Consider the following 13633-nt stretch of genomic DNA (forward strand, 5'->3'; position numbering starts at 1 on the left):
AGGAGGAAAGGACCGTTATGTCAATCAGTAATCCTTATCAAACCTATAAAAATAATTCAATTACAACAGCATCACCAGGTGAATTAACTTTAATGCTTTACAATGGATGTCTTAAAGCAATTAAACAAGCAAAAGATGCTATTGGAAAGGGAAGTATAGAAAAAAGAAATTCTAATATTCAAAAAGCACAAGCGATCATTAAAGAATTAATGGTTACTCTAAATACCGAAATTGCAATTTCGAAGAATTTAATGGACTTATATGATTATATGAATAGAAGATTAATCGAAGCTAATATTAATAACGATATTAGTGTACTAAACGAGGTTGAGGGATTAGTCACAGAATTTCGTGATACTTGGAAACAAGTCATTCATTTAAACAGACAAAAAGAGTATGGTACAAATGGTGGAAAAGTGTAATGAACGGATTACAAATTAGTTATAAACTAACAAAAGAGTTGATTTCATATCTAGAAAACAATTCCGATGGAAATCGAGACAGTATAATAGAAAAGGTGGCAGAATATTTAGATAGGCGTGAAAAAGCTATTTCGATAGTTTCTCCACCTTATTCCATAGAGGATGAATTGTTAGTAAGAGAATTGGTTCAAATAAATAAGGAGTTAAACATATTATTGGAACAAATAAAAAAGGAAATTCAAAAAAGTATAAATGGATTAAGTAGAAAGAAGGTTTCTATTAATAGATATATTAATCCATACGAAATGAGGCAGGACGAAGGATTTTTTTATGATAAAAAGAAATAATCAATCTCTATTTTTTAAGGCTGTTAATTATTCCTACTTTTATTTTTTCAGAGCTTAGTTTTTCAAATTACCACTAATTATAGAAATTAGTTGTTTGTTACTTCAAGTATAGTGGTCCTTCATCAGTTTTTATTATATATACAAAAAAACTGATGAAGGCTCAGTTTAAACATATTGTTTTTATAAGTCTATTTTCAAAAAAACTAAACTGAATTAATGATGCTAGTATAATTTCAGGGACACAACTAAGTTAAGTCAGTAAATTGTGCTAAAAAAAGGAGTGTCCGTGATGAAACAGAATTTAAGGAAGAATTCAAAAAACGATGGTCGAGTTTTATCGTTCTGGACGACCAGTAAAAGAATTAAGTAGCGAATATGGCGTTTCAGACGTAACTATTTATAATTGACCAAGACATACTCTCCTATTGCGAACGTAAATGAAAAGAAAGTAACCCCGATTGATTTTGATGTGACCCCTAAAAGTTAGAGTTTATATTAAGCAGCTAATTGGTTGGTGTGGATGCGGTATTGAACCGGACTCATACCAGCCAATTTTTGCTTGATACGTTTTTTATTATAATAATCTATATATCTTTCAATCTTACTCTTTAATTCTTCAAACGAGCATAATGCCTCGCCATGATACATCTCTTGTTTTTAGTAAACCAAAAAAGTTCTCCATTGGTGAATTATCTAAACTGTTTCCTTTTCTAGACATACTTTGAAACACCTTATTTTCTTAAGTGTTTTTACCCATTTTCGATGTTGGTAATGCCATCCTTGATCAGAATGAATCGTTGTTCTGTACTTTGAATCTTTTACGATTTCTAAAGCTTCTTCTAAGGGTTTCATCACAAGTTCTAAATTTGGTTTCTTAGCTATTTCATACGTAAGAATTTCACTATTAAACAAATCCATAATTGGATTTAAATATAATTTCCCTCCATCGGAACATTTGAATTCTGTGATATCTGTTGTTAATTTTTGATGGGGTACATTTGTATAAAATCGACGATTCATAAGGTTTTTTTGCAACTTTTCCAACAGTACCTTTGTAGGAACTATACTTGCGTGTTTTTCTCCAGAACTTACTTCCTTTAAGCCTAATTTTTCATGATACGTTGAACCTTCTTATGGTTTACTTTGTATCCCCGGTTTTTCAATTCTAAATGAATTCGACGATATCCATAGTTTTCGTTATGAACATCGAAAATAGATTGGATAAGCTCTTCTAGAACTTGATTTGGATTCTCTTTCTTCATCATTTTTATATGATAATGATAGGAGGATTCAGGGATCCCGACTATATGTAAAACATCTTTTAATTTGAATTTTTCTTTGAGTTCGAATGATAACGCTGCTTTTGCCTTTCGAGATAACCCTTCGGATCCATCTGAAAAGCTCGCAACTTTTTTAGGTATTCTACCTCCAAACGAAGAAGCTCGTTTTCACGTTCTAATTTTTGTTCGTTCGTCATTTCTTTTTCTTCTACTTGTTTGTTTTTAGCTTTATCAGACATAGATGGTCGTCCTTTCGGTTTACCAAGCGCTTCAGCACCACCTTCAATAAAATCTTTTTTCCATTTCGTTATCATCGAAGGATTAGTTAAGTCAAATTGAAGAGCTGTATCTATTACTGAAGATCCTGTTCTCTTCATAAATCTTAATACATCCAGCTTAAATTGAACAGAATATGATTTGTTATTTTTCTCCCTCATTAATCCTTTAGCACCGAACTTTTCGTAGTTTTTCATCCAGGTTAAAACAAACTTATGTGACTTCACCCCATATTTACGAGCTAAGAGCTTATATCCAAGTTTTCCTTCTTGATATTCTTTAACTACCATCAATTTAAATTTCCCACTATATTTAGCCATAAATAAACACCCCAAAGGTTAGATTTTTATTCTAACTTTTGGGGTGCAGTACATTTGAAGCAAATGCAAAAAGAAATGCTTCTTTTAAAAGAGGAGAATGAAAACTTAAAAAAGGCTATGGCATATTTCCGAGAAAATAAGCGATACAGAATTAATCGAGTTCATTGATGTTCAAAAAGAAACCCATCCTGTCAAAACACTTTGTGGCGTTCTGGGGTTGCCAGAAGTTCTTTTTATCAATCCCATCACAAGGTGGAATCTAATCGGTCGCAGGAAAATAAAGAATTGCTCCATCAAATCGAACAAATTCATACAGAAAGCAAAGGACGATATGGGGCACATAAAATACACCAAATATTACTAGCTCAAGGATTTAAAGCGAGTCAAAAACGAGGTTAGCGATTGATGCGTTGTGCAGGAGTTTCCACTACTATTCAAAAGAAATACCTCCCTTACATACAAAAAAAAGATTGAAGAAAGAGATAATCTATTGGAACAAGGTTAATTTTCACGTTTTGCGTTAGGGATGATGTTATTTTGATTCCGTTTTGGATTTACATTCAAAGCGTGATTGGCAATTCTTTTACTTAAAAGATGACGACAGATATTGTAGTAGATGTATTAGAATACACCAACTATACTAAAAAACATCCGATAAACTCATCTTGCATACAGATTTAAGATCGCGATATACAAGTCAGGAACTTTCAAAGTTTATTTGCAGAACGTAAAATCAGAGCCTCTTTTATTCGCAAAGGTTGTCCATACGACAATGTTTGTATGGAATCATTTCACACCTCTTATAAGGAGGTAGAAGTTTATCAAAAAAGATATGTGACATTTAGCGAAGCAAAACTAGCAATCTTCTAATCAATCGAAGGGTGGTACAACAGAAAACGAATTAATAGTATCATTGGATACAAAAATACCTCAAGATATGGAAGCAGCTGCTCGAAAAGTAGCTTAAAAACCTAACAAATTGGTGTCCAAGATATTGATCTAGATACAGTTTTTTATATCAAGTTGCAATTAATTTAGTTTGGTATAGTTGTTTAATTTGCTCATACCTCTCAAATTTATTTTTACTTATTTCACTCCATTATCTTGTATTTAATGATACTTTGACATTCTGATGGTAGCTGAATCACTATTTTTGTTCTTAACTTAGTTATGCCAATTTCTTTTAACCGTTGATGCAAAGGGAAGATAACAAGGGTCAGTAAAGCATTAATGAAATAAAACAATTGAATAAAGCCTTTTATTATTATAGTACCAACCAACAAGAACATTTAAATTATTTTGTCTATTCAGGGAAGAGGTGCCCTCAATTCTAAAAGTTTATTTTGTTTTTCATAAATATTAGAATAATCCCCCAAAAATCTACAAATAACTAACCTAAAACCACTCCGAGGCAAAAAATGCTCTTACTATACACTTCTACTATCGTCTTCAATGTTATCGCATATAAATTCGTCAAAGAGATGTCAGCAAATAAAATTGTCCATATCTGGCTGTTCACAATCTCTTTACAATTACTCTTCGATACATTTATCGATTTAAAATATCATGGTTATTGGTATTTGACACAGGGGATTGATTATTTGGCGCTCCCGCTTATACCCGTTTAATCCCCCCAATCAATGTTCTGTTTTTAGAGTATTTTCCTTTTAGTAGATCAATGAAAGGAAAGGCACTATATATAAGCATTGACCATACTTTTATTACTATATGAAATGTTGGTCAATCTACCGCCACCATGGGGATTTTTTCATTATGGGTGGTGAAGTTCTGGTATTCCTGCTTTATGGATCCTATCTTGTTATTGCTTTTGATTGGTTTTTATAAATTTATTACTAAATTAGAGAAGAAGCTAAAGCTTGGACACTAGGGTCAGGTTTCATGTCCCAGCTTTCGATTATGGAAGAACAAAGGTGACGGATGCCTATTTTTTTGACTTTCATGTTTACGATGAAATTTGCCTATTTTCCTTACATAAAAATCCCTTTAGTCTAAAATATTTAGGTAATACAAGAAGGATTTAATGATGATCGAAAGAAATAGATAGTAAGTATGCTGTCAAAATAATAGAGGTGATCATTTTGAAGTTTTCATATGACTATATAAAAAGTGGGAATGCAACTTGTGTATTAGAGATGGGGAAGGATAGGTTTGAATTTTATCCGACCTTTCATTCAGATGCGCTTGGTGATTTTGTTTCTTATTTGGCATCTGTCCATCCTTTATGTAAATTAAGCTGGAAAGAAGGCGCGTTTCACAAAATAAATGGAGGGATTACGTGGGAGACAGGCCCATATTTATTGCGTTGGGAATTCAAGCGTGATTTTGAAGACTTGGAAATAAAGATTACAGAATGGCAAAACCCGATGATTGATAGAAAAGGAGATTCTAAATTAATTAGAAAAGTATTAGAAGCAAAATGTAATTTTGATGAATTTGTTTTATGTGTGGTCAAAGAGTTGGATCGGGTGATTAAACAACGGGGGATTTTGGGATATCGACAAGAATGGCAAGGTTATACATTTCCTATCGATGGATTTCTAGCTTTGAAATATGCTTGTCTATATAAAAAAACCTTCGGGATTACCAAAAAGAACAATGGAACATCATTAGAAGCTGAGCTAAATTTATTGCTGGAGAAAATAGATGAACGATAAAATAGGACTCTCTAAAAAACGTACTCCAATAAATTATCGAATATAGCTTATCAAAAGGTCTATGGTATCACACGCTTTTAGATAATCAAAGAAAGCGGCTACTCGGATTCTTTTTCTAGTTGTTAAACCGTCTCTAAGCAGTAGCCGATAATTTTTAATAGATCCGATGATCATTTGTTTTTGATTTTTTGCATAGAATATGTCTGCAATCTCTAGGTTATCACGGCTTCAACTGATACTTTTTTATTTTTAAATACAAGGTATTCCTACTTATTTTCAACAAACTCGCAGCTTTGCTGATATTCCATTCAGTAGCATGTAAAGCGGTTTTAATGGCCTCCCTTTCAGTGTTGATCAGAGGAGGGGGCGGCTCAAATGAATTTGTTGATTCGCTATTTTGTTCATACTCGTTAATAAATTGTAAATCCTCTACACCGATTTCATTTCCTTCTATAAGAAAAGCGGCTTGCATGAGAACACTGTGTAATTCGCGAATATTTCCCGGCCAATGGTAGGATTGGAGCTTTTCTTTTGCTTCATTTGTTAGTTGAAGAAAAGGGGGATTAAGTTGTAATAGTAAATGATCGGTTAGTTCGAGGATGTCTGATCTTTCCCTTAATGGGGGAAGTGTGATGAAGATGCCTTTTAAACGGTAATACAAATCCTCTCTAAATCGTCCTTCCTGAACCTCTTCACGTAAGTTTTTATTTGTTGCAGCGATGATTCTGGTGTCAATGGTTTTCTCTTTTATTCCACCAATGCGAGTGACCTTTTTTTCTTGTAATACGCGGAGTAAGGCTGCTTGTGCTTTTTTGGACATGTCACCAATTTCATCAAGGAAAAGGGTCCCTCCGTTGGCTGCTTCGAACTTCCCTGGTCCACCTTCTCGATTTGCACCTGTAAATGCCCCGCGTTCATACCCAAAGAGTTCACTTTCTATTAAACTTTCAGGGATAGCACTACAATTAACTGCTATAAATGGCTGCGATTTACGAGGGCTTGATGTGTGCAAGGCTTGAGCAACTAATTCTTTGCCTGTCCCACTTTCGCCGTAAATGATGACTGGATAGTCTGTAAAGGCTGCTTTGTTAATGATTTTTTTTATTTTTGTGATTTGCGGACTACTGCCGATAATTTCTGCCGTTGAATAAAGCTGTGAATCCTTTTTTCTAGTTGTATGAAATGAAACAATGGAGCGAGGAGATTGATTTGCTTGATCAGAGATCACCCCGATTGCCTGTCCCTCCTTATGGTAGAACTCTTTTCCAAGACAATCCTTCCCAAGGATCCTATGTGTTGCATGGTTTGCACGTATGATTCTTCGTTCGTGGTCGAGAGTGATGAGCGGGAAGGGATAGTAATTTGTCGTTAGTTCTAATTCTTTCGTAGTTAACAGTTTTTCTTGCATTGCCTGCTCAAGAAGTAAGCGATTATACACTGATTCAGCCATCATACTAACTAATGCAATCATCGATGGGTGAAAATCCTCCTTGCGTGCACTAATATTAATCGCACCGATAAACTCACCACTTTGAGAATAAATGGGGCTTGCCGCACAGGTAAGAATATGGTTTTTGACAAAGAAGTGATGTTCTGCGTGGGTGGTGACTAATCTTTTTTCATGTAGGGCAAGACCAATAGCATTTGTTCCTTTTATTTCTTCCGACCAGTTTGCACCAACCTCCATATAGTTGAAAGCAACATCTAATTCTAATTTCCCTGCCTTTTGAATAATGATTCCATTCCGATCTACGATGACAGTCACTAATCCCTTGTACGAAAGGGTTTTGTACAGCTTTTCCAATATAGGTGTGGTCTGGTCAAGTAGGAATTGATTTTTTGCGAGAGCTTTTTCCAAGTCCTTCCCGGTTAAAAGCTGATTATTCATAGGTCCATAAGGGTCGAGCCCATATTCTTGACAGCGTCTCCAGGACTGGTTGATTAACTCTTTGGGATCCATCATACGTAGAGGTGACATTATTTTTTCCTCCTTTATCAAATAGCTTTTACTGAAATATATTAGCTTTCATCGTTTAAGATGCACTAAAAATTGCGCATGTCTTTCATCCTGTACTAATTTAGGACAATATTTGTTGATGTTTAGGACATCTCATTTGGTTGAGCAATTAAGTTTGAAGAAAATTCCTGCTTTTATAAGTTGGCATGGAAATTGCATATTAATAGAACGAGCAATACATTTTTTATAAAAAAGGGGAGAAAGCTAAATGGTTGGAAACAGAGCAGTGGCATACATGGGACCTGGGAAAGTTGAGGTACAGGATATTGGTTTTCCTGATCTAGTGTTAAGGGATGGACCTGGGGTGAATCCGTTAAATGTGGGACGTAAATGTAATCATGGAGTGATTTTAAAGGTTGTAACGACAAATATTTGTGGTAGTGATCAGCATATGGTCCGCGGGAGAACAACAGCCCCTACTGGCTTAGTGCTTGGACATGAAATTACAGGAGAAGTCATTGAGGTAGGTAGTGATGTGGAATTTATTAAAAAGGGTGATCTTGTATCGGTGCCATTTAATATTGCTTGTGGACGGTGTCGTAGCTGTAAAGAGGGATCAACCCATATTTGTGAAAATGTAAATCCAGATCGTCCGGGCTCTGCTTATGGTTATGTAGATATGGGCGGTTGGGTAGGAGGGCAATCCGAATATGTAATGGTGCCTTATGCTGACTTCCAATTATTAAAGTTCCCTGATAAGGACCAAGCAATGGAGAAAATTAGAGATTTAACGATGCTTTCCGATATATTCCCAACAGGCTATCATGGTGCAGTAAGTGCTGGAGTGAAACCAGGTTCAACCGTATATATTGCTGGAGCGGGACCAGTTGGTTTGGCTGCTGCTCATTCAGCGCAATTATTAGGAGCAGCTGTTGTCATAGTTGGTGATTTAAATGCAGAACGTTTAGCACAGGCGAAAAGCTTTGGATGTGAAACGGTTAACCTGCGTGAACATACTGATCTTGGAGAACAAATTGAGCAGATACTTGGAATTCCAGAAGTGGATTGTGCTGTTGACTGTGTAGGGTTTGAAGCATCTGGACATGGTGCCAATGCTGGGGAAGCCCCTGCAACCGTACTTAATTCGATTATGCAAGTGACACGTGCAGGGGGAAGGCTTGGAATTCCAGGTCTTTATGTAACCGGTGATCCTGGTGGTATTGATGAGGATGCCAAAATTGGAACGTTAAAAGTCCGTCTTGGATTAGGCTGGGCAAAAGCACATACATTTGTAACAGGGCAAACCCCAGTCATGAGATATCATCGTGATTTAATGTCCGCGATTCTTAGTGGTAGAGCCCAAATTGCAAAGGCTGTGAATGCAACAGTGATTTCCTTAGACGATGCTCCTAGGGGCTATCAGGAATTTGATCAAGGTGCATCTAGAAAATATGTAATCGATCCACATGGGCTTGTGAAATAAGTTGGTGAAGCGTCCGACAAGTCATTAAAGAATTCTACTATGAGAACAAAAAGTGTAGAAAAACCTCATTAAAATAAGCCTCCGATTATTTTTGGAGGCTTATTTTTTGTGGGAAAATTGGGACATAAGATCCGGTCCATTGTCCCAATTATATTAAATTATTTAGAAAAGCGAATGATAATACACGACAGCGTAGAGGTTTATTGTATAATAATGGTATCGTTATGACTGGTTAATCTTTTATTGCTTAAGTACTAGAATGATAATTTTTCAACGGTTTGAGGGGTGTGCAATGAAAGAGAGAATTTTGCAATTAACACAACTGGCAGAAATTTCGAACCATGGGCATATTTTATATATGTATGATTCATTGGATGGCTATTTGAAAAATGCAATTTCATATATTTTAACGGGGTATAAACAAGGGAATCAACTATTATTAATTGATAATGATGAACGCTATAATCTTATTGTACATCGTTTAAAAGAAATACTTCAATCGGACGATATGTCATTTTTACATTATGTGAATAATGCTGAGTTTTATCGATTACACGGAGATTTTCATTGTGATAGTATTATTCGTCATTTTAATCGCCTATTGGCCCCTTTTTTCGAAGAAGGAATTCCTATTCGCACATGGGCACATGTTGAATGGCGGGAAAAAGACGTTGATCATTTAGAACTTGAACACTATGAATATGTTTCGGATCAAAATATAGAGAAATCAGGGATTATCTCTGTTTGTGCCTACGACGGTCAGTATGTTACAGCATCGCTTCAAAATAAATTACAAAGAAGTCATGAGTATCTCATGACAGATACTGAATTGGTTAAATCAACATTATATAAAATGGATGGGATGGTTTATCCGTCCTTATCGGTTCAAGAAATAGATAATAAAACAGCAAATAAATTAAAGGCAACGAAGCATCAATTACAATCCTTTATTACCAATAATTTAGATCCTGTCATTATCTATGATCATTCTGATCGAGTCATCTCAGTGAATCTAGCGTTTGAAAAAACCTTTGGGTGGTCTCGAGAGAGCATATTAGGATTAAATGCAACAGAGTTACCTATTCTTCCAGAAGACCGAAAGTTCGAATTTTATAGAAATAGGAGCTTTACATTACGTGGAGAAAAGATTGTTGAGTATGAAACAGTAAGAAATACGAAGGATGGTCATTTGATTCATGTGTTGGTATCATGTTTTCCTTTATTGAATGCAGAAAATTATAATGATGGTTGGGCAGTCATCATAAAGGATATCAGTGAGAAGAAACAGGCACAGGAGCTATTAATAAGAAGTGAACAACTTTCAATCGCTGGTGAACTTGCAGCAGGGATTGCTCATGAAATCCGCAATCCTATTACCTCAATAAAAGGTTTTTTTCAACTTCTTCAATCCGATACAATAAAGAATAATACTTATTATGACATTATTCTATCAGAAATAGAAAGGATCGAAACGATACTTAGTGAATTATTATTACTAGCAAAACCACAAGAGATGAATCTTGTTTCGATTAATCTATGTATGTTGCTAAATGATGTCATCGTTCTAATGGATGCTCAAGCAAATATGAATAGTGTTCTCATGATAACTGAATTTGAAACGGAAGAAATATATATCAAATGTGAAGAAAATCAAATTAAACAGGTCTGTATTAATTTTATAAAAAATGCGATTGAGGCAATGGCTAATGGAGGGAAGCTTGTTATCCGGTTAGAAAAGAAAGGGAATGAAAAGGTTCTGATTAGCTTTATCGATGATGGCTGCGGCATCCCAAGTAATGTACTAGAAAAATTAGGACAGCCCTTCTATACTACGAAGGAAAAAGGTACGGGACTAGGATTTATGGTAAGTAAAAAAATTATTGAAAATCATAAAGGAACCGTTACGATTGAAAGTGAAGAAAATAAAGGGACAAAGATTGAACTAACCCTTCCTTTATAATTAGGGATAACGGGTTGTAAAAGGATGATAAAACATAATAAAAGGCCGCCTTTGTTGCGGCCTTCATCTTTTTTCCTATAATTAATAAATGCCTCCAACAAAAGAAGCCCCAATAATGATAAGTAAAATAAACAACACAACAATTAAAGCAAATCCGGCACCAAGTCCACCACCAGCTACAACTTCACTCATAAAAACACCTCCCATTCGGATTATTTTATGTATATGACCCAATTTGGTTAAAAGAAATTATATAGGGGGGTCTGACCCCCAATACGGTAAAGTGTTAAAGGATGCTAATTAGGAGATACAAGAAAGTCGGTTTTTAGCGAAAAAAGTCGAAAGTTGTAAACGGATTCACGAAATTCATTTTTCAGACATTAACAATTTTATTCATTAGAGGGGGTATAATGTGAAATTGGAAGATTATTATTTTAGTAAGTTAAGGATTTAATAATGTTTAACGTATGCAGTAGGAGAAAGGTCTTTAGGGAACGACTTATTCATCATATGGATGGTCTTTTTTTATGCAAAAAATTATAGAGATAGAGAATTGAAAGGAACTGATGATCATGGCCATAGAATATGGTCTAGTACCAAATGAAAGTTGTGAAAGTCTTTATTCGGAAATTTGTCTCAGTCATAATCAAGTGAAACAAATGTTAAATCACTATCTAAACTCTATTAGAAATATGACGATACAATTAAATGAAGAAACTTTAATCAAATTGAAAGGAACTGATGATCATGGCCATAGAATATGGTCTAGTACCAAATGAAAGTTTTGAAAGTCTTTATTCGGAAATTTGTCTCAGTCATAATCAAGTGAAACAAATGTTAAATCACTATCTAAACTCTATTAGAAATATGACGATACAATTAAATGAAGAAACTTTAATCAAATTGACAAAAGGTCAAGTAGTAGATGTCCTACTAGAAAATTTAAAACGAAAGGAAATTGTCGAGTTAATTCATATGCTTACATTGATTAATGAAAGACAGTCAGATGTAAGTTCATATCTGATATATATACTATCAGGTATTTTAGCTTATAAAGAAAAGAAGGGATTCAAGTGAAAGCACTAAATAAAATTTCGGTGAAATTATTATTTGCCATTTTAGTTATGACGGTCATTATTAGTACGACCATTGGCGTGGTGAATTATACTTTTGCTAAAAAGGAACTTATTGAAAGTGGGAAATTAGATTTACAACATTTAGTTAATACATCAATGGCTACATTAGAGGCTTTAAACAATGCAGTTAAAGAGGGGTCTCTCACTTTGGAAGAGGCACAGGAAAAAGCAAGGGAAATTTTAAACGGACCAAAGGTAGAAGATGGCAAATTAATCTATAATTTTTCACAATCTCCATTTGTTTATAAAAAGAATGGATATATTTTTGCACTAAAATCAAATCGTGAGGTTATTTTAAATCCACTAACACCAATTGGTACGAATGATACATCAAAAACGTCAGTTGAAACTCGCGATCATTTAATTAAGGCTGCACAAGCTGAAAAAGCTAAGGATCATTTTTATGTATATGATTGGAAAAATCCAGGTGAAGATACAGCTCGTGAAAAAATCTCGTATATGACTTATTTCGAACCTTGGGATTGGAATATTGGGATTGGGGCATATACGGATGAATTCTATGATTCTTTACATATAATGAAATGGTTAACCATCATCCTTTGCGTAGGTATTTCAGTAATCTGCTTAGCTATTTTCTACACTGTAGCAAGGAAGAAATTTAGATTGCTTGAAAAAATCTCTGATGCTTCTTTGAAAATTGCTAACGGAAATTTAAACATAGAAAAACTCCCTGAATCCTCTGATGAACTAGGACATCTAAGTTCTTCATTTAATAAAATGGTCATGGAATTAAAAGCAATGGTAAGACAATTACAAGGATTAAGTACGAATTTAGTAGATTCTGCAACAAATTTATCAGCCATATCTGAAGAAACATCAGCAAGTGGTGAGGAAGTTGGACATGCACTTGGAGAAATTACGAATGGAATGGTTGCTCAGGCTGCTGATACTGAAGACACAAGTAAAAACATAGAATTACTGACAGAATCCATTGAGAAAATGAATGAACATCATCATCTGATGAAGAGTACGACCGATATTTCTGAAGAAGCAGCATCTAATGGCATGAAGATGGTTGAGTTATTAAGAAAATCAAATGATGAATCCGTTAAGGCATCAGATGAAATTAGTGTTGGAATTACGAATCTATATAATAAAATTCAAAACATTTCTAGTATTACGAAGACCATCAATGGCATATCTGAACAAACGAATTTATTAGCTTTAAATGCAAGTATTGAAGCAGCAAGGGCTGGAGAACATGGAAAAGGCTTTGCTGTTGTTGCTCAAGAGGTAAGGAAGCTTGCGGAAGGATCTAACCAAGCAACGATGGAAATTCAACAAATGATTGCCGAAATTGAAAAGGAAACCGAATCAACCGTCATGGCCATGTCAAACACAATTCAACATTCACAACAAATGAATGAAGTAGTAGAGAAAACAGAAAATGAATTCGAGCATATCCATTCAACTGTTTCTAGAACGGTGAAAGCTATTAAATATTTAAGTAAAGAAGTTGAAACCATAACAGCTAAAAGTGAACAAATCACTGGAGCCATCCAAAACATAGCAGCCGTTTCACAACAATCGGCAGCTTCTGCAGAGGAAATCACGGCATCCGTCGACGAACAAATGAACGCAATGGAAAACAGTGCAACACTTGCAGAAAATCTAAGTAAATTAAGTGAAGAATTAAACCGCACCATTCAAAAATATCAACTATAAAAGGGACAGGGGGTCGGTTCCGACGTCCCGATGGGACAAGAGAACCGACCCTCTGTCCCTTTCGCTAAACTTTTCCAATTCTCTGCCGATA

At 34.9% G+C, this 13633-nt stretch carries 11 protein-coding genes and 2 pseudogenes; 9 read left to right on the forward strand and 4 right to left on the reverse strand.

What is annotated here, in order from left to right:
- Positions 1 to 17 precede the first annotated feature (17 nt).
- From fliS to MHI39_RS06070, 3 genes and pseudogenes are all read left to right on the forward strand, one after another.
- Positions 18 to 422 carry a flagellar export chaperone FliS gene (gene fliS, locus MHI39_RS06060; RefSeq protein ID WP_342540902.1) on the forward strand — a complete coding sequence of 135 codons (405 nt, stop codon included), beginning with the start codon at positions 18 to 20 and terminating at the stop codon, positions 420 to 422.
- Complete coding sequence (locus MHI39_RS06065) at positions 422 to 769, forward strand: flagellar protein FliT (protein WP_259549303.1); 348 nt, start codon at positions 422 to 424, stop codon at positions 767 to 769. The genes fliS and MHI39_RS06065 overlap by 1 nt, the downstream gene beginning before the upstream one ends.
- A 300-nt stretch (positions 770 to 1069) precedes the next feature.
- A pseudogene (locus tag MHI39_RS06070) lies at positions 1070 to 1232 on the forward strand (helix-turn-helix domain-containing protein); the annotation flags it as partial.
- Between the two features lie 230 nt (positions 1233 to 1462).
- Here the strand turns inward: MHI39_RS06070 and MHI39_RS06075 are convergent.
- Entirely contained in the window at positions 1463 to 1789 is a 327-nt protein-coding gene (locus MHI39_RS06075) for a DDE-type integrase/transposase/recombinase (protein WP_259549304.1), read from the reverse strand.
- Positions 1790 to 2090: 301 nt separating this feature from the next.
- A complete protein-coding gene (locus MHI39_RS06080; protein ID WP_259549305.1) occupies positions 2091 to 2645 on the reverse strand; it encodes a helix-turn-helix domain-containing protein in 555 nt (184 codons plus the stop codon).
- Positions 2646 to 2699: 54 nt separating this feature from the next.
- On the opposite strand from MHI39_RS06080, the pseudogene MHI39_RS06085 reads away from it, so the two are divergent.
- Positions 2700 to 3612 (forward strand): annotated as a pseudogene (locus MHI39_RS06085) (IS3 family transposase); the annotation flags it as partial.
- Positions 3613 to 4744: 1132 nt separating this feature from the next.
- Complete coding sequence (locus MHI39_RS06090) at positions 4745 to 5320, forward strand: hypothetical protein (protein WP_058002947.1); 576 nt, start codon at positions 4745 to 4747, stop codon at positions 5318 to 5320.
- A 220-nt stretch (positions 5321 to 5540) separates the two neighbouring features.
- On the opposite strand, the gene MHI39_RS06095 is transcribed toward MHI39_RS06090, so the two are convergent.
- On the reverse strand, positions 5541 to 7298 hold the full coding sequence (locus tag MHI39_RS06095; protein ID WP_058002946.1) for a sigma-54-dependent Fis family transcriptional regulator: 1758 nt from the start codon (positions 7296 to 7298) through the stop codon (positions 5541 to 5543).
- Positions 7299 to 7545: 247 nt separating this feature from the next.
- Here MHI39_RS06095 and fdhA point away from each other — a divergent pair, with 247 nt between their 5' ends.
- Both fdhA and MHI39_RS06105 read left to right on the forward strand, forming a co-directional pair.
- A complete protein-coding gene (gene fdhA / locus MHI39_RS06100; RefSeq protein WP_058002945.1) occupies positions 7546 to 8760 on the forward strand; it encodes a formaldehyde dehydrogenase, glutathione-independent in 1215 nt (404 codons plus the stop codon).
- Between the two features lie 292 nt (positions 8761 to 9052).
- On the forward strand, positions 9053 to 10720 hold the full coding sequence (locus MHI39_RS06105; RefSeq protein WP_058002944.1) for an ATP-binding protein: 1668 nt from the start codon (positions 9053 to 9055) through the stop codon (positions 10718 to 10720).
- 81 nt (positions 10721 to 10801) lie between these two features.
- Here the strand turns inward: MHI39_RS06105 and MHI39_RS06110 are convergent, their stop codons facing one another.
- A complete protein-coding gene (locus MHI39_RS06110; RefSeq protein WP_071976525.1) occupies positions 10802 to 10912 on the reverse strand; it encodes a YjcZ family sporulation protein in 111 nt (36 codons plus the stop codon).
- A gap of 555 nt (positions 10913 to 11467) precedes the next feature.
- Between MHI39_RS06110 and MHI39_RS06115 the strand changes: the two genes are divergently transcribed.
- Positions 11468 to 11797 (forward strand): hypothetical protein, encoded by a 330-nt coding sequence (locus MHI39_RS06115; protein WP_342540903.1) that lies wholly within the window; start codon positions 11468 to 11470, stop codon positions 11795 to 11797.
- Positions 11794 to 13542, forward strand: coding sequence for a methyl-accepting chemotaxis protein (locus MHI39_RS06120; RefSeq protein ID WP_079991261.1), 1749 nt, complete (start codon positions 11794 to 11796; stop codon positions 13540 to 13542). The genes MHI39_RS06115 and MHI39_RS06120 overlap by 4 nt, the downstream gene beginning before the upstream one ends.
- The last annotated feature ends 91 nt before the right edge of the window (positions 13543 to 13633 follow it).

Origin of the sequence: Heyndrickxia sp. FSL K6-6286 (genome assembly GCF_038630395.1) — a bacterium.
GTDB classification, from domain to species: Bacteria; Bacillota; Bacilli; order Bacillales; family Bacillaceae_C; genus Heyndrickxia; species Heyndrickxia oleronia.